This window comes from Sphingopyxis sp., assembly GCF_034380315.1.
GTDB lineage: Bacteria > Pseudomonadota > Alphaproteobacteria > Sphingomonadales > Sphingomonadaceae > Sphingopyxis.
This window is the reverse complement of record NZ_JAXMPB010000001.1, coordinates 55,230-75,023: the sequence shown is the minus strand read 5'-3', so window position 1 is coordinate 75,023 and position 19,794 is coordinate 55,230. Positions and strand designations below refer to the sequence as shown.

The window sequence follows — 19,794 nt, the reverse complement described above, 5'->3', positions numbered from 1 at the left end:
GCGGTCAGCGGGTCAGCACATAATAGGCGACGTAGAACCAGCTGAAGACGCCGTGGACGATCGCCCACAGCACCGACTTGTGCGTCGTAAAGCTGATGGCGATCGCCAGCGCGCTGCCAAAACCGATCCCGTTACGGATCGCTTCATGCCGGACGACGACGCGCCGCTCGGTCACGCTGCCTGCCTGGCGCGGTCCGCCATTTCCTGATTGAGCATTTCGGCGAGCAGGAATGCGAGTTCCAGGCTCTGCCCTGCGTTCAGGCGCGGGTCGCAATGCGTGTGATAGCGGTCGGCCAGATCCATCTGCGTCACGTCCATCGCGCCGCCGGTGCATTCGGTGACATTCTGGCCGGTCATCTCGATATGGATGCCGCCGCCATGCGTGCCCTCGGCACGGTGCACCGCAAAGAAACCGCGCACTTCGGCCAGGATGCGTTCGAAAGGCCGCGTCTTGTACCCGGTCGAGGTCTTGATGACATTGCCGTGCATCGGGTCGCACGACCAGACGACGGGGTGTCCCGATTCCTTCACCGCGCGCACCAGCTTCGGCAGATGCGCCTCGATCTTGTCGTGACCATAGCGGGTGATCAGCGTCATCCGCCCCGGAACATGATGGGGGTTCAACGTGTCGAGCAGGTGCAGCAGGGCGTCCGCCTCCAGGCTCGGTCCGCACTTCATGCCGACCGGATTGCCGATCCCGCGCAGATATTCGATATGCGCCGACCCTTCGAACCGGGTGCGGTCGCCGACCCACAGGAAATGGCCCGAGGTGTCGTACCAGCCGCCGGTCAGGCTGTCCTGACGGGTGAGGGCTTGCTCATAAGGGAGCAGCAGCGCCTCGTGGCTGGTGTAAAAGCTCGTCCCCTTGATCTGCGGGACGGTTTCGGGCGTGACGCCGCATGCTTCCATAAAAGCCAGCGCTTCGGAAATGCGCGCGGCCGTTTCCTGATATTTCTTGGCCCATGGGCTGCGGTCCATGAAATCATGCGTCCAGGCGTTGACCTGCTGCAGATTGGCATAGCCGCCGCCGGCGAAGGCGCGCAGCAGATTGAGTGTCGCCGCCGACTGGTTATACGCCTTGATCATGCGCTGCGGGTCGGGGCCGCGGCCCTCGGCCTCAAAGGCGATGTCGTTGATGATGTCGCCGCGATAGCTCGGCAGTTCGACGCCATCGATCTCTTCCATGTCGGCCGAGCGCGGTTTGGCGAACTGGCCTGCCATCCGGCCGAGCTTCACCACCGGCATCTTCGAGGCAAAGGTCAGCACCACCGCCATCTGCAACAGGACGCGGAAGGTGTCGCGGATATTGTTCGGATGAAACTCGGCAAAGCTTTCGGCGCAGTCGCCGCCCTGAAGCAGAAAGGCCTTGCCTTCGGCAACCCGGGCCAGCTCACCGGTCAGCGCGCGCGCTTCGCCAGCAAAGACCAGCGGGGGATAGCTCGCGAGCTCGCGCTCGGCGGCCGTCAGTGCCGCCTGGTCGGCATAGGTGGGAAGCTGGCGGGCTTCGTGGTTGCGCCAGCTATGCGGTTGCCATGGTTGCGTCATCATCTGTCTTCTTGTCTATTCCGTGCGAATCGCGCGCCGGAATGGCGCGAAAGGGCCGCGGACGCAATGCGTCCGCGACCCGTAAGGATGATTCTTAGCATTTTTGCGTCTTTTGCGCACCTATGCTTTTCTTGCGTCTCAAAAACTGATAGTTTGTTTCAGTTTCCGGGAGCGCATGTGGGGCGCGCCTTTTTAAGGCATTCGGCAATCGGCAACGTCCTTGATCTGCGGATCGCTGTGGGATTCTGCGCGGAACGGTTGTGACATGACGGATTTCGATCCCCTGTGGTTCGGCTATGGAGCCCTGTTCGCCCTGCTTGCGGCGAGCTTTGCGACGCGAATTGATCGCGTGCGCATGGGGCTCGCGGTTGCGGCGCTCATGGGGTTGCTGGTCGCCTTTGCGACCTGGCACAATCTGGGGCTGACGCTCCTCCTTCTGCTCGTGTTCCTCGCCAATGCGGGCCTGCTGCTGCGCCTTTGGTTGCACGATGCCAGGATCAATTTTTCGTCCGAGGAACAGGAACTGCGGCGCCTGCATTTCGACGGGCTCAATCCATCTTCGGCGCGGCGGCTCATCGACCAGGGGCATTGGATCAGCGCGAAGCGCGGCGAAGTGCTGATCCGGGAAAGCCAGGCGGCACCCAGCCTCTTTTACCTCGCGCGCGGGGCGGCGAGCGTGCACCGCGATGGCAAGGAAGTGGGCTCGGTCGTCGACGGCGCGCTGATCGGCGAGGCGACGGTGCTCGACGGCAGCAATGCGACGGGTACGGTGACGCTGAAGGACAATGCCCGGCTGTGGTTCGTCCCGGCGGCGGCGCTGCGATCCTATCTTGCCGCCAATCCCGATATCGCGGCCGCGCTGCACGAAGGTTTCGCGCGGGCGCTGCGCGGAAAATTGGCGAACGCCAATACTCGCCTTAGCGATACGGTGCCGCTATGAAGGCGGCATGGCACTGACAATCTATGGCATTCCCAACTGCGACACGGTGAAAAAGGCACGGCGCTGGCTCGACGATGCCAGCGTGGCGTATCGCTTTCACGATTTCCGCAAGGACGGACTCGATCCTGCGCTGTTGCAAGGGTGGATCGACGCCATCGGATGGGAAAAGCTGCTGAATCGGAACGGGACGACGTTCCGCAAGCTTCCCGACGATCAGAAGCAGGGGCTCGACGCCGCGTCGGCAAAGGCGCTTATGCTCGACCAGCCGGCGATGATTCGGCGGCCGGTCGCCGAATCGGCTGCGGGTGTCAGCGTGGGGTTTTCGGCCGATGACTGGCAGACGCGCTTTGCGGCATGAAACGATCGGTCGCGGCCTTGCTGATGCTGGCGCTCGCCGGCGGCTGCGCGGCTGACGAACGGGTGATGCAGCCCACGCTCGACGGCGCCGCGCCGATCATCATCGCGCATCGCGGTGCATCGGGCGAGCGGCCCGAACATACGCTGGCCAGCTATGCCCTCGCGATCGAACAGGGTGCCGATTATATCGAACCCGACTTGGTGCTGACCCGCGACGGGGTTCTCGTCGCGCGGCACGAGAATGAGATATCGGAGACGACGGACGTTGCGGATCGTCCCGAATTCGCGGTCCGAAAGACAAGCAAGACGATCGACGGCCAAACGGTGACGGGGTGGTTTACCGAGGATTTTACGCTGGCCGAACTCAAGACCCTGCGCGCGCGCGAACGCTTGCCGCAGTTGCGCGGCACCGCGCATGACGGCCGCTATCCGGTGCCGACTTTTGACGAGATACTGGAATTGCTGGCTTCGGCGAACCGGGGGCGGGTGGCACCGATCGGCGTTTATCCCGAAACCAAGCATCCTGCCTATTTCGCCGCGATCGGCTTGTCGCACGAAGCGCCGCTATTGGAAGCGCTCGCCCGCTTCGGCTATCGCGGGCGCCAGGCGCCGGTGTTTATCCAGAGCTTCGAGGTCGGCAATCTGAAAGCCTTGCGCGCCAAAAGCGACTTGCCGCTGATCCAGTTGATGGACGGGGAAGGCGGCCCGGCCGATCTGCCCGGGACCAGCTATGCCGCCATGGCGTCACCCGATGGGCTCAAATCGGTGGCGGCCTATGCCGACGGCATCGGTCCCAACAAGGCGATGATCATTCCGCGCGGCGCGCTCGGTACGCTGGCCGAGCCGACGACGCTGGTGCGCGACGCTCATGCTGCGGGGCTCAAGGTGCATCCCTGGACCTTTCGCCGCGAAAATTATTTCCTGCCGCTGGCGGGCAAGGGCAGCCTGAACCCGGCCGGGCACGGCGACCTGGCGGCCGAGATTCGCGCCTATCTGGCCACCGGCATCGACGGCTTGTTCAGTGACAATGTGCGCGAGGCGGTGGAGGCGCGCGGGCCGCGCTGACGTTCCCGGCCACGCCTCGCGGGCCGCTTCCTATCCTTCTTGCGCGCCTTCTGCCTGCCACTGAAATACATCTTCCAGCGACTTTCCGAAGACATGCGCGATGCGAAAGGCGACCTCGAGCGAGGGCGAATATTTGCCCTGTTCGATTGCGGCGATCGTCTGGCGCGTCACCCCGACGCGGTCGCCGAGCTCGCCCTGCGTCATCTCGCCAGCAAGGAAGCGCAGCGTGCGGATATCGTTGGTGAACGGAAGCCTGGTCATGCGAACCTTCCCGATCGCGGGTGGGTACGATCCAGGCCTTCGCCGTTCCCGTCGCCTGGAGGGCAGAGACGGTGCGCGGTTCGTTCGAGTGGCATCATGCTCAGTTCCTCCGATAGAGGTAAAGCTGGGTGCCGATGCGCGCGAGTTCGGCAAGTACGACCGTGACCAGCATCAGGTTGAGCTGCACGGCAGGGTAGACACCCCACAGCAGCGCGAAGATGTTCGCCCATACCCCGATGACGAGCGGATAATAGGCATAATGCGTGCCGCGTACGTGGATCTGGCGGTCGCGTTCATCCTCTTTCAGATTGGCTTCGCCCGGCGCGCGGACCGCCATCCATGCCGACGCGATCGTCATCACGACGATGATCGCGATCGTTGCAGGAATGAGCATTCCCGCCGATGCCCAGATGCCCGCCGGGCTGTTCGCCATGCGCCAGGGATAGGCAAGGAAATACCAGCCGAAGGCCAGAATCATCGTGACCAGTGCGACCCAGTGAATCTTCTCCCGAAATGACATGCTTTCCGACTCCATTGCCAAAAATTTCAAACTTAATGTTATATATTTTTAACATGAAGTCAAGAAAGGGTAACGCGGTGCGGCTTTGTCGCTTTCGCAGCGCAACATAAAGGGCTAAGCCGCCTGCCCATGTCCACGCTCCCGAAAACGCTCACCCTCGACACCTCCACCAGCCGCGCCAATCCGACGCCGCAGCCGATGAAGCGCTTGACGGTGCCGCGTATCCGCCAGCGCAAGGGCGGCGAGCCGCTGGTGATGCTGACCGCCTATACGGTCCGCATGGCGCAATTGCTGGACCCGCATTGCGACATGCTGCTGGTCGGCGATTCGCTGGCGCAGGTGATTTACGGTCTGCCGCACACCGTCGGGGTGACGATGGACATGATGGCGCTGCACGGTGCCGCGGTGGTGCGCGGCAGCTATCATGCGGCGGTCATCGTCGACATGCCCTTCGGCAGCTATGAAGGGAGCCCCGAACAGGCCTTCAACAACGCCGCGCGCCTGCTCAAGGAAACGGGCGCCGCGGCGGTCAAGGTCGAAGGCGGCAAGGTGCTGGCCCCGACGATCGAATTCCTGACCCAGCGCGGAATTCCGGTAATGGGTCATGTCGGCCTGACCCCGCAGGCGGTCAATATCCTCGGCGGCTATGGCGTGCGCGGCAAGAGCGAGGAAGAGGCGCGCTCGATCGTCGAGGATGCGGTCGCGGTGGCGCAGGCCGGCGCGTTTTCGATCGTGATCGAGGGCGTGCTCGAATCGATCGCGATCGAGATCACCGAAAAGGTCGATTGCCCGACGATCGGCATCGGGGCCTCGGCGCGCTGCGATGGACAGGTGCTTGTCACCGACGACATGCTGGGCATGTTCGAACGGGTTCCCAAGTTCGTGAAACGCTACCAGGACATGGCCGGCGTGGTGAACGGCGCGGTCAAGGAATATGCCGACGAAGTCAGGTCCCGTTCATTCCCGACAGAGGATCAGACCTACGCTGGCTGACGCCGTCGGCCGCTCGCCGCCCCGACGTGCGAAACGCTTGGCCTTTGCTGGCGCCGTCGCTAAGGAAACGACCGGTGGGGCCCTGTGGCCAGAGCCGCAAACGAGATAATGGAGGTTTGATTGGCGCTGAGCCCGACGAACAATGCCGCGCTGTTGCAGGAAGTTGACGAGGCGGTCCGCAAGGACCAGCTCGACAGCGTCATGCGGCGCTATGGTCGCTGGATCATCGGCGGGGTCGCGGGCGGACTGCTCGCTTTCGGTGGCTATCTCTATTGGAATCACAGCCAGGACGTCGCGCGCGGCGAACGCGCCGAGGAATTGGTCGCGGCCTTTGAAAAGGTGACGGCGGGACAGCCTGCCGCCGCCAACGAAGCGCTGAAAAAGATCGAAGCGGCGGGCGATCCCGCCTATCGGGCGGCAGCCCTGATCCAGCAGGCGAATATTAAGGCGCAGGGCGGCGATCTCAAGGCAGCAGCGGCGTTGATGGCCCAGGCCGCCGCCGATACCAAGCTTGATCCGACGCTGCGCGACATGGCGCTGATCCGCCAGACGGCGTTCGAATTTGACACGCTGAAACCCGATCAGGTCATCGCGCGGATGAAGCCCATCGTCGATGCAAAGGATCCGCAATCGAGCTGGTTCGCCAGCGCCGCCGAACTGACGGCGATCGCGCATTACCGTTTGGGCCAATATGACAAGGCGGGCGCGCTTTACGGCCGTATCGCCAAGCTTCCCGACGTCCCGAAGTCGCTGCAATCGCGCACGGTACAGATGGCGGGAATGCTGGGCGTCGATGCTGTTCCCGATGGTGCGGCCGACGACGGAACGAAAACGAAAACCGACGGGACCGCATCGGGCGCAGCGGCAGTCACCAAGACTGAGGAAAAGAAATAATATGCTGAAAAGGCGTTATGGATATTACGCTGCGCTGCTGGCCCTTCCGCTGGCGGGCTGCGGCGCGCTGAAAGGCGACGGCGGGCCGCGCACGCCGACGGTCGGCGAACGCGTGTCGATCCTGTCGAACGACAACAGCGTGAAGGTCGATCCCGCGACGGAATCGGTCGCGGTCGTCCTGCCCGACCCCATGATCAATGCGGCGTGGGCCCAATCGGGCGGCAATGCGCAGAAATCGATGGGGCATCCGGCGCTTGCGGCATCGCGGGCCCAGATCTGGCAGGCCGATGTGGCCGGCAATACGAAGAAACAGCGCCTCGCGGCGGCACCGGTGGTCGCCGACAACCGGCTGTTCGTGGTCGATACCGACGCCGTGGTCACGGCCTTTGCCGCCGACACCGGGGCAAAGCTCTGGAGCGTCTCGATCGGCAGCACGGGCAAGGATTACCAGAATTCGCTGTTTGGCGGCGGGACCGGCGTCGAAGGCAATGTCGTCTATGCGACCAGCGGCGCGGGCGATGTCGCGGCGCTCAACGTCGCCGACGGATCGGTCATCTGGAAGGCGAAGCCCGCCGGACTGCTGCGCGGTGCGCCGACGGTCGCCTATGGCGCCGTCTATGTCGTGACGCAGGATAACCAGCTGTTCGCGCTCAATGCGTCGGACGGCGCGGTCCAGTGGCAGGCGACGGCTTCGCTCGAACCCGGCAGCGTGTTCGGCGCGGCGTCGCCCGCGGCCGGACAGAGCACGATCGTCGCGGGCTATTCGTCGGGCGAGGTACAGGCCTATCGCTACGAAAACGGCCGCGACCTTTGGGAAGACGCGCTGGCGCGTACCTCGATGGCCCTGTCGGTTTCGACGCTGACCGACGTCGATGCCGATCCGGTCATCGATCGCGGCCGCGTTTTCGCGCTTGGGCAGGGCGGTCGCATGGCGAGCTATGAACTCGTCACCGGCCAGCGCATCTGGGAAATTTCGATTGCGGGCATTTCGACCCCCTATGTGGCGGGCGAATGGGTCTATGCGATGACCGACGATGGCAAGCTTCTGTGCGTGTCGCGCTCGACCGGAAAGGTCCGCTGGCTGCAACAGCTCGCGCGCTTCCGCGTCGAAACCGACAAGAAGAAAAAGGATCCGATCCGCTGGACCGGGCCGATTCTGGCTGGCGGACGCCTGATCGCAGTGAACAGCGAAGGGCAGCTCGTCGAATTTTCGCCGACCGACGGCTCGACGCTGGCGACGACCGAATTCAAGACGTCGTTGTCGCAGCCGCCGATCGTGGCGAACAACATCCTCTATATTCTGGCGGATGACGGGCGCATCACCGCCTGGCGTTAATGGGGTGCGGGGCCGCTGGCTCCGCGGAAAGATAGGATAAACGCATGGCGCGATCCGCGACGATCGCCATTGTCGGCCGTCCCAATGTCGGCAAGTCGACACTGTTCAACCGGCTGGTCGGCAAGCGGCTGGCGCTGGTCGATGACCAGCCAGGGGTGACGCGCGACCGGCGCGAGGGTGACGGACAGTTGCTGGGGCTCAATTTCCGGATCGTCGATACCGCGGGTTTCGAGGATCAGGACGCCGCGACCCTGCCCGGACGGATGCGCGTGCAGACCGAAAAGGCGGTGCGCGAGGCCGATGCCGCCCTGTTCCTGATCGACGCGCGCGCCGGGGTGACGCCGCTCGACGAAGAAATCGCCCGCTGGCTCAGGAGCGAGGATACGCCGATCATCCTCTGCGCGAACAAGGCCGAGGGAAAGCTGGGCGAGGCCGGGCTGATGGAGGCCTATGCGCTCGGTTTTGAAAACCCGATCGCGCTCAGCGCCGAACATGGCGAGGGGTTGGTCGACCTGTTCGATGCGCTGCGTCCGGTGGTCGAACCCTTTATGGATGCAGAGGAAGCGGCGGCTTCGGGCGATGAAGAGGATGCGCCGCTCGGCCCGCTGAAACTCGCCATCGTCGGGCGCCCCAACGCCGGAAAATCGACGCTGATCAACCGCATGATCGGTGAGGACCGCTTGATTACCGGACCCGAGGCCGGGATTACGCGCGATTCGATCCGCGTCGACTGGCAATGGGAAAGGGAAGGAGAGGTTCATCCGATCCAGCTTTTCGACACGGCGGGAATGCGCAAGCGCGCCAAGGTGCAGGACAAGCTGGAAAAACTGTCGGTCGCCGACGCGCTGCACGCGGTCGATTTCGCCGAAGTTGTCGTGCTGCTGCTCGATGCGACCAAGGGGCTGGAGGCGCAGGATCTGCGCATCGCCGACCGCGTCCTCGAAGAGGGGCGCGCGCTGATCGTCGCGCTCAACAAATGGGACGTTGCCGAGGATCCCTCGTCGCTGTTCAACGGGGTGCGCGCCGCGCTCGATGACGGGCTCAGCCAGATCAAGGGCGTGCCGCTGCTCAGCATTTCGGGCGCGACGGGCAAGGGCATCGATACGCTGGTGCGCGTCGCGTTCGAACAGCGCGAGATTTGGACCAGCCGCGTCTCGACGGCAAAGCTCAACCGCTGGTTCGAACGCGCGGTCGATGCGAACCCGCCGCCGGCGCCGGGCGGCAAGCGGATCAAGCTGCGTTACATGACCCAGGCGCGCACCCGTCCGCCGACCTTCGTGATTTTCGGCAGCCGCACCGACGCCCTGCCGGCGAGCTATCACCGCTATCTGGTCAACGGCATGCGCAAGGAGCTGGGATTCCAGGGCGTCCCGATTCGCATCAATTTCCGTAACACGCGCAATCCCTATGATGGATAGGCCGTGACGGCGGGCGCCCCGGCTCTCGTCGACGCGCGCGGTATGCGCTGCCCCTGGCCAGCGGTGCGTCTGGCCCGCGCCATGCGTGAATTTCGCGACGTCACCCTTGTTGCCGATGATCCGCGTGCCGGGGCGGAGGTGGCGGCGCTGGCCGCCGAACATGGTTGGTGCGTCGAACCGGTCGATGTCGCCGGTTTGGATGAACCGTGTTGGCGTGTCCGCCGCGATTGACCCATATTGAAGCATTTTCCTGCCGGGCGGCGCGACGAAGTAACCTCCCCTTAACCGACTTCAGGGCATGAAACCGTCGGGACCACCGATCGATTTGATACCAAGGGACGGAACAGTGGACGAAATCCTGGTCGATTGGGACGAATTTCGCGCCACGCGGGCTCAGCTAGGCGCCGCGTTCGTGCGAATATTGGGCTATTTCCGCGAAGATGGAATCAAGTCGGTCGCCGCGATCGAAGAAGCGATGCGCGCCCGCGATGCCCGTGGTCTCGTAATGCCCGCCCACACGCTCAAGAGCGAGGCGCGCCAGTTCGGTGCCGAACGTCTGGGCGCGCTGGCCGAGGATATCGAGATGTTCGCACGGTCCTGCGTCGAAAGCCGCATCAGCCCCGACGAATATCTGCCGCGCGTCGTCAACCTGCGCCCGCTGTTCGAGGAAACGCTGGGCGCGCTGGAGCGCGAGGCCAATCCGCTGGTTCAGCGTCGCCCCGTCAGTTTCGGTCGCGCCGCCAGCTATTGACGGCGCAGCGGCTGTATCGCGCCGCGCGCCAGGCTGCGCCACAGCCACTCCATCGGGCCAAAGCGAAAGCGGTCAAGCCACGGCTTTGACCACAGCAGCATCAGCACCCATGCTCCCGCCACGAACAGATAGAGCGGCGCACGGTCGATCGCGCCGAACAGGCCCAGCCCATAGCCATAGAAGATGAAGGTCATCAGGATGCTGGTGCCCAGATAGTTGGTAAAGGCCATCCGTCCCGCGGCCGCGACGCGCGCCATAAGGGCGCCGCCGCTGAAACGGCGGATGACCAGCATCAACAGTGCGGCATAGCCGATCGTCATGATCAGGCGGCCCGGCAAACCCCATGCGACAAAGGCGTTATGGGTTATGATGTCATCGAACCCGCTACGCCACTGCACCCAGATCAGCGGCAGCGTCAGCAGCAATCCCGGCACCAGAAAGGCGATCAGCGTGCGCCGATAGGCGCGGCTGCTCCAGCCGCCGGTCAGAAACCCGTTTCGCAGCAGCGCCATGCCCAGCATCATCAGCGGCAGCGTCTCCAGAAAACTCCATGCCACCGCGACAAAGGGGGCGTCGGGCGTTTCAAGCTGGCCCATCACGATTGTCGGATAGTCGCTGCGATAAAATTCGATTTCTTCGGCGATGTCGTCATCGGTGAGTGCATATTCGCTGCGCAGCTCTTCGGCGGCCTGTGCCGCCGCGGCGGACGCGCCGGGGGCTTCGCCTGCGCGCACCGTCGCGATGTCGGTCCCCATCAACAGCGTCAGGATCAGCGTTCCTGCCGCATAAAGCCCGATGGCCCAGCGGATCAGCCGTCCCGGCGTCCAGCCGCGGAACAGAAAGGCCACCGACCCGACTGCGGCATAAAGGAACAATATGTCGCCCCACCAGATGAAAAAGAAGTGGCACAGGCCGAACAGCGCGAGCCAGGCCATGCGGCGATAATGGACAGAGGCGGCGCTCTGTCCGGCCGCGTCGGCGCGGTCGGTGATCAGCAACAGGCTGGCCCCGAACAGGATCGAGAAAAGGCCGCGCATCTTGCCGTCGACGAGCAGGAAGGCGAGCGCCCAGGCGATCAGATCGGTGGTCGTCTCGCCGCCATAGGCGCGCGGGGTGACATAGGCGGCTTGCGGCATGGCAAAGCCGATGATGTTCATCGCCAAAATGCCCATCACCGCAAAACCGCGCAGCGCGTCGAGTGCCACGATGCGCGGCGCGGCAGATTTTATCGTCATATTTCTGTTCTCTAGCTGTATCGCGCGGGCGCTACAGCCAGGACGAGATCTGGTCGAGCGGTTTTTTCCGCGTGGCGTGGACGGGCACGGTCGCGTCGGCGGCGGGGTGGCCCGCGACGATCAGCATCACCGGCTTTTCATCGGCGGGGCGGCCGCAGATGTCGCGCAAGAAGCCCATCGGTGACGGCGTATGGGTCAGCGTGGCCAGGCCCGCGCGGTGCAGCGCGGTCAACAACAGTCCGCACGCGATGCCGACGCTTTCGGTGACATAGTAATTCTGCCGCGCTTCGCCGGGGTCGATGCCGCCGCGGCGCTGTCCGAACACGACGATCAGCCACGGGGCGATGTCCAGGAAATCCTTGTCGGCATCGGTGCCCAGCGGCGCCAGCGCGTCCAGCCATTCCTCACCCGCCCGGCTGGCGTAAAAGGCGCGCTCTTCCTCTTCCGCCGCCTCCCGGATGCGATGCTTGATGTCCGCCGAACCGATCGCCGCGAAATGCCAGGGCTGATGGTTGGCGCCGCTCGGCGCGGTGCCTGCGGCGGCGATCGCCGCCTCGATCACCGCGCGGGGGACCGGCGTATCGGCGAACATGCGGCACGTGCGGCGTCCGGCGACATGGTCGCGAAAGGCTTCGGCCGCGGCGATGCGCTCGGCATCGGTCATGGCGGGAAGGGCGGTATAGGGGATGGTGGGATGTGGCTGCATGGCAAAAGACTAGCGCCGGGATAGCGCCAGTACCACCCCGCTCATCTTCTATTGACATTTATGTTAGTAATGATATTCGACGCTCTCGCAGAACAGGTATCAGAGATTCGCCATGACCATGATCCCCCTTTCGCATCCCGACCGTACCGATGCCGGCTTTCGTCCCCTCAAGGCGTGGCGCCATTTTCGAAAATTGATCGCGGACAAGGAAGATACCGAACAGGTGTTCCACATTATCGAAGCCTTGCGCGACAAGCGCTTCGACCGGTCGGCCGCCGCCTTTTTTGCGACCCCGGCCGGGCGCCGGCAACTGGCCGATCGCCAGTATCTGCCCGGCCTGCTCGACGACCACGCCCGCCTGCGCAAACTGCCGGAGGGCAGCGTCGGGCGTACCTATGTCGATTTCATGGAACGCGAAGGGCTGACCGCGCAGGGGCTGGTCGACGAATTCGACAAGTTCCGCCGCGAAGATCAGCGCTTTGACGACATGCTCGAACTTTATTCCGACCGGCTGCGCGATACGCATGACCTGTTCCACATCCTCACCGGCTATGGCCGCGATGCGCTTGGCGAACAATGCGTGCTCGCCTTTTCGTACAGCCAGACGCCCAGTTGGGGCACCTTGTTCATCGCCTGGGCCGGGGCCCGTGAAATCCGCAAGGGTCCGAACAAGCGCTATCCCATTTATGCCGCCGTGCGCGAAGGACAGCGCAGCGGCCGCGTCGCGGCACAGATTGCGCATCAGGATATAGAGGCCTTGCTCGCCGAGCCGCTCGATGCCGCGCGGCGGCGTCTCGGCATCACCGAACCGGTGGCCTATCACCGCGTCCATGCGATGATGCGCGCCGACGGCATCGATCCTTATGACCTGCTGGGGACAAGGGCCGCGGAACCGGCGGAGATCACCGGCGAACTGGCAAAGGCGGCCTGACGCCGCCGCAGGATGAGCAAGGCGGCAAGGCGGCGGCGCAGGGGCGTCGCGTTCCACCCCGCCATCCTGCTCTCCGGCGGCGCGGTCAGGCGGCCTGTTCGGGCCAGACCCGCAGACTGCGCGGGGTTTCCAACCGATAATCCGAATAGGATCGCGCAAATATTTCGCGGCCCAGCCGTTCGGCCTCGCCGACCGGGTCCGACGGGTCGCGACGCACTTCGCCGCGGCTGTTGCCCGCTCCGCGCACGACGCCGACAAAGTCCGAACCGGTGTAGCGGGAAAACTCCTGTATCTGGTGGACGATGCCGAGCGCGACGCCGGGATAGCTTTCCTCCGACGCCAGTACGACGCCAAGCCGCTTGCCGGCCATCGCTGCGAGCGCGTCCCCGGAACCGGGATAGGACGCCGCATAATAGCAAAAGCTGCGGTCGAAGAAGGCCTTGATCTGGGCGGACACGCCGTACCAATAGATGGGCGAGCAGAACACTACGCCGCGCGCGGGCAGGAAATCGTCGAAGAACAGCGCCCGATAGGGATCGTCGATCGTGCATTCGCCGTCGGAACGGCGGCATTGGCGGCAATCGCGCAGGAACCCGGAAATATGGTCGTCCAGAAACCGCAGCGTGACATCGCTGCCTGCCGCCTCGGCGCCGCGCCGGACGGCCTCGGCCAGCGTCGCGCTGTTTCCGTTCCGGCGTGGGCTTCCGACAAGAATAAGCAGTTTTTCGGACATGCGGGCGATCCTTTCGCGTTGGACACGGCATGACCGCCGCGTCGGGTTGATGGCGAAGGGGTGGCTTGATACTTTCTATCAATCAACTACCTACTATTTTGTCAGGTACATACATTTTGGTAAAAATTGGCTCGCATGACGACACGCAGACAACCCTATAACGACGGTCTTGGGCCGGTTTTCGAGATCATCGGCGGAAAGTGGAAGGCCCTGATTCTCTGGGAACTTCACGGTGCGCCCGTACGCTTTGGCGCGCTCAGGCGCCGTATCGCGGGGATCAGCGAAAAGATGCTGATCCAGCAATTGCGCGAAATGGAAGCCGACGGCCTCGTCCATCGGGAGATGTTCCATCAGGTTCCCCCGCGCGTCGATTATTCGGTCACCCCCTTGGGCGCGTCGCTCAACGACGCGCTGACGCCGCTATGCGAATGGGGAAAGCATCATCTGCAACCGCCGGCCGCCGGGGACCGATAATACGGGTCAGGCAAGCCGCGCGATCAGCGCCTGTGCGGCGGCTGGGTTGCGGACCTTCGCGCCCGCAATGAAGAAGATGTAAACGTCGCGGTCGCCTGTCGCCCATTCTCTCGCCCGCTTCGCCCAATGGTCGAGCGCCCTGGCGTCATAGCCGATTGCGACATCCTCCTGGGATCGTTGCAGCCGCGCATAGGTGAAGTCGGCGGTCTGTTCGTCGATACGGGGAAATTCGTCGCTGTCGGCAAAGACCACCGCCATGTTCCGTTCGCGCAGCAGGTCGATAAAGGCGGAATCGCGAAAGCTTTCGTGCCGGACCTCGATCGCGTGGCGCAGCGGCAGACCGTCCTGGCTGTCGGGCAGTAGGTCGAGAAAGCCGGCGAAATCGTCGCGTTCGAATTTCTTGGTGGCCATGAACTGCCAATGGATCGGGCCCAGCCGGTCGCCCAGCCGCGTCAGCCCCTGGTTCAGGAATTTCTCGATCGACGCCGCCCCCTCGGCGAGTATCTTGCGGTTGGTGCAAAAGCGCGACGCCTTGACGCTGAAGCGAAAGCCGTCCGGCACCGCCGCTGCCCAGTTCGCAAAGCTCTCGGGCTTCTGGCTGCCATAATAGGTGCCGTTGATCTCGATCCCGGTCAGATGCTGCCCGGCATATTCAAGCTCGCGCTTCTGCGGGTGCTTGGGGGGATAGAATGTCCCGCGCCAGGGTTCGTAGGTCCAGCCGCCGATTCCGACATGGATGCTCATATGCGCCTCACCTCCGTGCCAATCACCATTGCGCCATTCAAGCATGGCGAAGCCATCCGGAAAGAGGCGTACCCCGCTCCGGATGCTTCGCTACGCCTGCAATGGCGGGTTAGGCAAGCGCGGCGTCAGCGCCCATCAGCGTCGGAAAGAAACCTTCGTGCGCGGTGCGCAGTTCGGCGATCGTCACCGAAAAGTCGCTGTCGGGCAGTTCAAAGACGATGCGGTCCTTGATCGTGCGGCCCACCGGATCGACCGGAACGTCGGCGCGGTTCGCGGCGTCGAGGAAGTCGGCGAGGCAGGTGTCACAGACGGTGACGAGATAAAGACCCTGATCTTCGCCGAAGAAGCTTTCGGCGACGCCGAACGGTTGTTCTTCGCTGACCAGTACGCCGATGTCCGATTTCAGCGCCATTTCGGCGATCGTCACCGCCATGCCGCCGTCCGACACGTCGTGACAGGCGGTGATCCACCCGGCGTTGATCGCCTGCCGGATGAAATCGCCGGTGCGCTTTTCGGCCTTCAGGTCGACGGGCGGCGGCGGGCCTTCCTCGCGGCCCAGAATCTCGCGCAGCCAGGCCGACTGGCCCAGGTGGCCCGCGCGTTCGCCGACCGCCAGCACGATGTCACCGGTGCGCTTGAACCCGATGCCGACCGCCTTGGTCAGATCGTCGATGACGCCGACCCCGCCGATCGCGGGGGTGGGCAGGATCGCGCTGCCGCCGCCGGTGGCCTTGGATTCATTGTACAGGCTGACATTGCCCGACACGATCGGATAATCGAGCGCGCGGCACGCCTGCGCCATGCCGTCGAGGCATCCGGTGATCTGGCCCATGATCTCGGGCCGCTGCGGGTTGGCGAAGTTCAGGCAGTTGGTGATCGCGAGCGGGGTCGCGCCGACCGCGGTGATGTTGCGCCAGGTTTCGGCGACCGCTTGCTTGCCGCCCTCGACCGGGTCGGCATAGCAATAGCGCGGGGTGCAGTCGGTCGACATGGCGAGCGCGCGGCCGGTGCCATGGATGCGGACCAGCGCGGCGTCGCCGCCGGTCTGTACCGTGTCGGCGCCGACCTGGCTGTCATACTGCTCCCAGATCCAGCGGCGGCTGGCGATGTCGGGCGAACCCATCAGCGTTTTCAGATCCGCCGCGATGTCGGTGGTTTCGGGGATGCCGGTCAGTTCGGCCTGCTTGGGCGTCGGCACATGCGGGCGGTCATAGAGCGGCGCATCGTCGGCAAGCGGCGCGAGCGGGATGTCGCAGACGATCTCGCCCCGATGTTCCAGCACCATCCGGCCGGTGTCGGTGACGGTGCCGATGACCGCAAAGTCGAGCTCCCATTTGTGGAAGATCGCCTTTGCGAAATCTTCCTTGCCGGGCTTCAGCACCATCAGCATGCGTTCCTGGCTTTCCGACAGCATCATTTCATACGCCGTCATGCCGGTTTCGCGCTGCGGCACATCGTCCATCACCAGGTGGATGCCGACGCCGCCCTTCGACGCCATTTCGACCGACGAGCTGGTCAGGCCCGCAGCGCCCATGTCCTGGATCGCGACGATCGCGTCCGACGCCATCAGTTCAAGGCACGCCTCTATCAGCAGCTTTTCGGTGAAGGGGTCGCCGACCTGGACGGTCGGGCGTTTTTCTTCGGCATCCTCGCCGAAATCGGCCGACGCCATGGTCGCGCCGTGAATGCCGTCGCGCCCGGTCTTCGAGCCCACATAGACGATCGGATTGCCGACGCCGGAGGCGGCGGAATAGAAGATCTTGTCCTGTTCGGCGATCCCGACGGTCATCGCATTGACCAGGATATTGCCGTCATAGGCCTTGTGGAAATTGACCTCGCCGCCGACCGTCGGGACGCCGACGCAATTGCCATAGCCGCCGATGCCGTGGACGACGCCCGAGATCAGGTGGCGCATCTTGGGATGATCGGGGCGGCCGAAGCGCAGGGCGTTGAGGTTCGCGACGGGGCGTGCACCCATCGTAAAGACGTCGCGCAAAATGCCGCCGACCCCGGTGGCCGCGCCCTGATAGGGTTCGATGTACGACGGGTGGTTGTGGCTTTCCATCTTGAAGATGGCGGCGAGCTTCTTGCCGTCGGGGCCTTCGCCAATGTCGATGACCCCGGCATTCTCGCCGGGACCGCAGATCACCCAGGGCGCTTCGGTGGGCAGCTTCTTCAAATGGATGCGCGAGCTTTTATAGCTGCAATGCTCCGACCACATGACCGAGAAGATGCCGAGTTCGACCAGATTCGGTTCGCGGCCGAGCGCGGACAGGATGCGCTCATATTCTTCGGGGGACAGGCCGTGGTCGGCGACGATCTCGGCGGTGATGGCGGGTGCGGGCTGAGTCATGGCGCGCCTTTAGCCCCGCGCGCGCGATAGGAACAGACCCCATGAGGCCCTTTTGGGCAATTTATCCGCCTCTGGGCGGTGTCCGGCCTCGTCAGGCGGCGGCGCGCGGCGTCCGGTTGCGCCCGGCCCACCAGGCGGCGGCGCACAGCAGCGCGTAGGCGCTAAGCATCGTCGCCGGGACGGCCAGCGAATAGGCGTCTTCCTTCGGTCCGAACCAGTCGATCGTCTGCGCCAGGGCGAGCAGGCCGGCAAGCAACCACAGCCGCCGGTTTCCGGTCGGGGCGGTGGTCCGCGCCGCATAATAGAACAGGGCGCCGCCGATGAAGGCGAATTCCAGCGGCATCGCGATCGCCGGGTGGTTCCACAGGCCAAGGCCCAGCTTGGGCGGCGCTCCGAACAGGGTCAGGTCGGGGGCATGGACGGCCAGGTCGACGAACCAGTGCGACAGCACGACCAGCGCGGCGCCCGCAGCCGCCGCGCGGTGGCGCGTCACGCCCCAGACCAGCGCCCCGAATCCGGCGGCCCACAGCAAGGTGCCGAGCAGGCTGTGGGTATAGGGCATGTGGTAAAGGTCCATCGGGTTCATCGCGGTGAAGCCGGGGATGATCCGCATCGCCTCGATCCCCGGAACCAGCAACGCGGCAAAGCCGATATCGACCAGCTGCGCCGCGACGAACAGCGTGCCGAGCCCGGCGGCGTTGGGCCGGGCGGCGACGATCAGCGCGGGCGCGAAATGACCGATGAACATGGCCGCGATGCTATCGCCATGCCCGATGACGTCAAGCTTGACCGCAAGGGGGCGAAAGGGCCAAAGCAGGGGGTATGACGGACACCCCCCAACCCGCCACCGCTCCGGCCATCGCGTCGCTGTCGTTCGAAGCCGCGATGGGCGAGCTGGAAACGATCGTGCGCCGCCTCGAAAGCGGCGATGTCAGCCTGGAAGAATCGGTGGCGCTCTACGAACGCGGCCACGCGCTGCGGACGCATTGCGAGGCACGCCTCGCCGCGGCGCAGGCGCGGATCGAACAGGTCAGCCTCGGCGCCGACGGGCAGCCGGCGGGGACCACGCCTTTCGGCGAAGGCTGAGGCGGTGTCCGCATCCATGGACGATGATCTGGCTGCCGGATCGTGCATCCTCGCCGATGCGCAGGACGAGGTTGCGGACGGCATCGACCGTCTCTTCGAACAGCTTCTGACCGTCCCCGACGACCCGCGGGAACGGCTCTATCGGGCGATGCGCCACGCCGCGATCGCGGGCGGGAAAAGGCTGCGTCCCTTGCTGGTCCGTGCGGCGGGCGACCTCTTCCACATCGACCGGACACCCAGCCTGCGCGTCGGCGCGGCGGTGGAGGCGATGCACGTCTATTCGCTGATCCACGACGATCTGCCGTGCATGGACGATGACGACATGCGCCGCGGCAAGCCGACGGTGCATCGCGCCTTTGACGAAGCGACCGCTGTGCTGGCGGGCGATTCGCTCCACGCGCTCGCTTTCGAATGGCTGATCGACCCCGCAACCCACGCCGATCCCTTCGTCCGCGCCGAACTGGTTCAGGAACTGGCACGCGCTTCGGGCCCGGCGGGCATGGCTGGGGGGCAGATGATGGATCTCGCCGCCGAAACCGCCAATTTCGACCTGCGGACCGTCACCCGGCTGCAACAGCTCAAGACCGGCGCGCTCATCGGCTTTTCGGTCGAGGCGGGGGCAATCCTCGCGCGCATCCCGGCAGAGGGGCGGTTGCCCCTGCGCGGCTATGCCCGCGACATCGGGCTCGCCTTCCAGATCGCCGACGATATCATGGATGTCGAGGGCGACGAGGCGCTGGCGGGCAAGGCGCTGCACAAGGATGACGCCGCCGGAAAGGCGACGTTCGTGACGCTGATGGGGCTCGAACGCGCGCGCGACCAGGCGACGGCGCTGGTCGAACAGGCGACCGCCCATCTTGCCGGCTTCGGCGAAGAGGCGGCGCTGCTGCGTGCGATCGCGCGCTATGTGGTGGAAAGGGACCGGTAATGCGCATTGGGGTCTATCCGGGCACCTTCGACCCGATCACCCTTGGCCACATGGATATCATCCGGCGCGGGGCAAAACTGGTCGATCGGCTGGTGGTGGGGGTGACGACCAATATCACCAAATCGCCGATGTTCGACGACGACGAACGCATCGCCATGGTGCAGCAGGAGGTGGCGGCGATCGACGGCGACATCCAGGTCGTGGGCTTCAACTCGCTCCTGATGGATTTCGCGGAGCGCGAGGGAGCAAGCGTCATCGTTCGCGGGCTCCGCGCGGTCGCCGACTTCGAATATGAATATCAGATGGCGGGGATGAACCAGCAGCTCAACGACCGCATCGAAACCATCTTTCTGATGGCCGATGTCGGGTTGCAACCGATCGCGTCGCGGCTGGTCAAGGAGATCGCCATTTTTGGTGGCGAAATTCACAAGTTCGTGACACCAGCGGTGCGCGATGCGGTCGAGGCGCGGATCACCGAACGCGCGCTGCGTCAGGGCGAGCGGTGACAGCAATCATTGAGCGTT

General features: G+C 64.5%; 24 protein-coding genes. 14 read left to right on the top strand and 10 right to left on the bottom strand.

From position 1 onward, the window contains the following. Window positions 1-4: 4 nt before the first annotated feature. On the bottom strand, window positions 5-175 hold the full coding sequence (locus U0S50_RS00390) for a hypothetical protein (protein WP_322306771.1): 171 nt from the start codon (window positions 173-175) through the stop codon (window positions 5-7). After that, window positions 172-1,545: a class II 3-deoxy-7-phosphoheptulonate synthase gene (locus U0S50_RS00385; RefSeq protein WP_322307263.1), complete on the bottom strand. Its 1,374-nt coding sequence runs from the start codon at window positions 1,543-1,545 to the stop codon at window positions 172-174. Before U0S50_RS00385 ends, U0S50_RS00390 begins: the two co-directional genes overlap by 4 nt. Window positions 1,546-1,810: 265 nt before the next feature. Here U0S50_RS00385 and U0S50_RS00380 point away from each other — a divergent pair, with 265 nt between their 5' ends. The 3 genes from U0S50_RS00380 to U0S50_RS00370 are packed head-to-tail and all read left to right on the top strand — an operon-like array spanning window position 1,811 to window position 3,907. Beyond that, window positions 1,811-2,485, top strand: a complete 675-nt coding sequence (locus tag U0S50_RS00380; protein WP_322306770.1) for a cyclic nucleotide-binding domain-containing protein — start codon at window positions 1,811-1,813, stop codon at window positions 2,483-2,485. Window positions 2,486-2,492: 7 nt separating this feature from the next. After that, on the top strand, window positions 2,493-2,843 hold the full coding sequence (locus tag U0S50_RS00375) for an ArsC family reductase (protein WP_322306769.1): 351 nt from the start codon (window positions 2,493-2,495) through the stop codon (window positions 2,841-2,843). Further along, on the top strand, window positions 2,840-3,907 hold the full coding sequence (locus U0S50_RS00370) for a glycerophosphodiester phosphodiesterase (protein WP_416194933.1): 1,068 nt from the start codon (window positions 2,840-2,842) through the stop codon (window positions 3,905-3,907). The genes U0S50_RS00375 and U0S50_RS00370 overlap by 4 nt, the downstream gene beginning before the upstream one ends. A 30-nt stretch (window positions 3,908-3,937) precedes the next feature. Here U0S50_RS00370 and U0S50_RS18510 read toward each other — a convergent pair whose 3' ends face one another. Next, the gene (locus U0S50_RS18510; RefSeq protein ID WP_416194932.1) at window positions 3,938-4,168 is read right to left on the bottom strand and encodes a helix-turn-helix transcriptional regulator; all 231 of its coding nucleotides are present in this window, start codon (window positions 4,166-4,168) and stop codon (window positions 3,938-3,940) included. 100 nt (window positions 4,169-4,268) lie between these two features. After that, a complete protein-coding gene (locus tag U0S50_RS00360; protein WP_322306767.1) occupies window positions 4,269-4,688 on the bottom strand; it encodes a hypothetical protein in 420 nt (139 codons plus the stop codon). Between the two features lie 129 nt (window positions 4,689-4,817). Here U0S50_RS00360 and panB point away from each other — a divergent pair, with 129 nt between their 5' ends. From panB to U0S50_RS00330, 6 genes are all read left to right on the top strand, one after another. After that, window positions 4,818-5,681: a 3-methyl-2-oxobutanoate hydroxymethyltransferase gene (gene panB, locus U0S50_RS00355; RefSeq protein ID WP_322306766.1), complete on the top strand. Its 864-nt coding sequence runs from the start codon at window positions 4,818-4,820 to the stop codon at window positions 5,679-5,681. A 120-nt stretch (window positions 5,682-5,801) separates the two neighbouring features. Beyond that, on the top strand, window positions 5,802-6,575 hold the full coding sequence (locus U0S50_RS00350) for a tetratricopeptide repeat protein (RefSeq protein ID WP_322306765.1): 774 nt from the start codon (window positions 5,802-5,804) through the stop codon (window positions 6,573-6,575). A 1-nt stretch (window position 6,576) separates the two neighbouring features. After that, entirely contained in the window at window positions 6,577-7,911 is a 1,335-nt protein-coding gene (locus U0S50_RS00345) for a PQQ-binding-like beta-propeller repeat protein (RefSeq protein ID WP_322306764.1), read from the top strand. A 44-nt stretch (window positions 7,912-7,955) separates the two neighbouring features. Continuing rightward, a complete protein-coding gene (gene der, locus U0S50_RS00340) occupies window positions 7,956-9,329 on the top strand; it encodes a ribosome biogenesis GTPase Der (RefSeq protein ID WP_322306763.1) in 1,374 nt (457 codons plus the stop codon). A gap of 3 nt (window positions 9,330-9,332) precedes the next feature. Then, window positions 9,333-9,560: a sulfurtransferase TusA family protein gene (locus U0S50_RS00335; RefSeq protein ID WP_322306762.1), complete on the top strand. Its 228-nt coding sequence runs from the start codon at window positions 9,333-9,335 to the stop codon at window positions 9,558-9,560. Between the two features lie 67 nt (window positions 9,561-9,627). Further along, window positions 9,628-10,080: an Hpt domain-containing protein gene (locus U0S50_RS00330; protein WP_322306761.1), complete on the top strand. Its 453-nt coding sequence runs from the start codon at window positions 9,628-9,630 to the stop codon at window positions 10,078-10,080. Here the strand turns inward: U0S50_RS00330 and U0S50_RS00325 are convergent. Further along, on the bottom strand, window positions 10,074-11,315 hold the full coding sequence (locus U0S50_RS00325; RefSeq protein WP_322306760.1) for a DUF418 domain-containing protein: 1,242 nt from the start codon (window positions 11,313-11,315) through the stop codon (window positions 10,074-10,076). The genes U0S50_RS00330 and U0S50_RS00325 overlap by 7 nt on opposite strands. A 31-nt stretch (window positions 11,316-11,346) precedes the next feature. Then, window positions 11,347-12,021 (bottom strand): nitroreductase family protein, encoded by a 675-nt coding sequence (locus U0S50_RS00320; RefSeq protein ID WP_322306759.1) that lies wholly within the window; start codon window positions 12,019-12,021, stop codon window positions 11,347-11,349. Between the two features lie 112 nt (window positions 12,022-12,133). On the opposite strand from U0S50_RS00320, the gene U0S50_RS00315 reads away from it, so the two are divergent. Then, window positions 12,134-12,952 carry a Coq4 family protein gene (locus U0S50_RS00315; protein WP_322306758.1) on the top strand — a complete coding sequence of 273 codons (819 nt, stop codon included), beginning with the start codon at window positions 12,134-12,136 and terminating at the stop codon, window positions 12,950-12,952. A gap of 85 nt (window positions 12,953-13,037) precedes the next feature. Here U0S50_RS00315 and U0S50_RS00310 read toward each other — a convergent pair whose 3' ends face one another. Next, window positions 13,038-13,685 carry a flavodoxin family protein gene (locus U0S50_RS00310; protein WP_322306757.1) on the bottom strand — a complete coding sequence of 216 codons (648 nt, stop codon included), beginning with the start codon at window positions 13,683-13,685 and terminating at the stop codon, window positions 13,038-13,040. 135 nt (window positions 13,686-13,820) lie between these two features. Here U0S50_RS00310 and U0S50_RS00305 point away from each other — a divergent pair, with 135 nt between their 5' ends. Beyond that, a complete protein-coding gene (locus tag U0S50_RS00305) occupies window positions 13,821-14,159 on the top strand; it encodes a helix-turn-helix domain-containing protein (protein ID WP_322306756.1) in 339 nt (112 codons plus the stop codon). 6 nt (window positions 14,160-14,165) lie between these two features. Here U0S50_RS00305 and U0S50_RS00300 read toward each other — a convergent pair whose 3' ends face one another. The 3 genes from U0S50_RS00300 to U0S50_RS00290 all read right to left on the bottom strand — a co-directional run bounded on the left by U0S50_RS00300 (window position 14,166) and on the right by U0S50_RS00290 (window position 18,004). Next, the gene (locus tag U0S50_RS00300) at window positions 14,166-14,903 is read right to left on the bottom strand and encodes a DUF72 domain-containing protein (RefSeq protein WP_322306755.1); all 738 of its coding nucleotides are present in this window, start codon (window positions 14,901-14,903) and stop codon (window positions 14,166-14,168) included. A gap of 109 nt (window positions 14,904-15,012) precedes the next feature. After that, on the bottom strand, window positions 15,013-17,256 hold the full coding sequence (gene purL / locus U0S50_RS00295) for a phosphoribosylformylglycinamidine synthase subunit PurL (RefSeq protein ID WP_322306754.1): 2,244 nt from the start codon (window positions 17,254-17,256) through the stop codon (window positions 15,013-15,015). A gap of 91 nt (window positions 17,257-17,347) precedes the next feature. Further along, on the bottom strand, window positions 17,348-18,004 hold the full coding sequence (locus U0S50_RS00290; RefSeq protein ID WP_322306753.1) for a hypothetical protein: 657 nt from the start codon (window positions 18,002-18,004) through the stop codon (window positions 17,348-17,350). Between the two features lie 74 nt (window positions 18,005-18,078). Between U0S50_RS00290 and U0S50_RS00285 the strand changes: the two genes are divergently transcribed. Genes U0S50_RS00285 through coaD form a run of 3 tightly spaced genes read left to right on the top strand, consistent with a single transcriptional unit; the run spans window position 18,079 to window position 19,776 of the window. Beyond that, entirely contained in the window at window positions 18,079-18,342 is a 264-nt protein-coding gene (locus U0S50_RS00285) for an exodeoxyribonuclease VII small subunit (protein WP_322306752.1), read from the top strand. Window positions 18,343-18,358: 16 nt separating this feature from the next. Then, complete coding sequence (locus U0S50_RS00280) at window positions 18,359-19,270, top strand: farnesyl diphosphate synthase (protein ID WP_322307261.1); 912 nt, start codon at window positions 18,359-18,361, stop codon at window positions 19,268-19,270. Then, the gene (gene coaD / locus U0S50_RS00275) at window positions 19,270-19,776 is read left to right on the top strand and encodes a pantetheine-phosphate adenylyltransferase (RefSeq protein WP_322306751.1); all 507 of its coding nucleotides are present in this window, start codon (window positions 19,270-19,272) and stop codon (window positions 19,774-19,776) included. Before U0S50_RS00280 ends, coaD begins: the two co-directional genes overlap by 1 nt. Window positions 19,777-19,794: the final 18 nt, after the last annotated feature.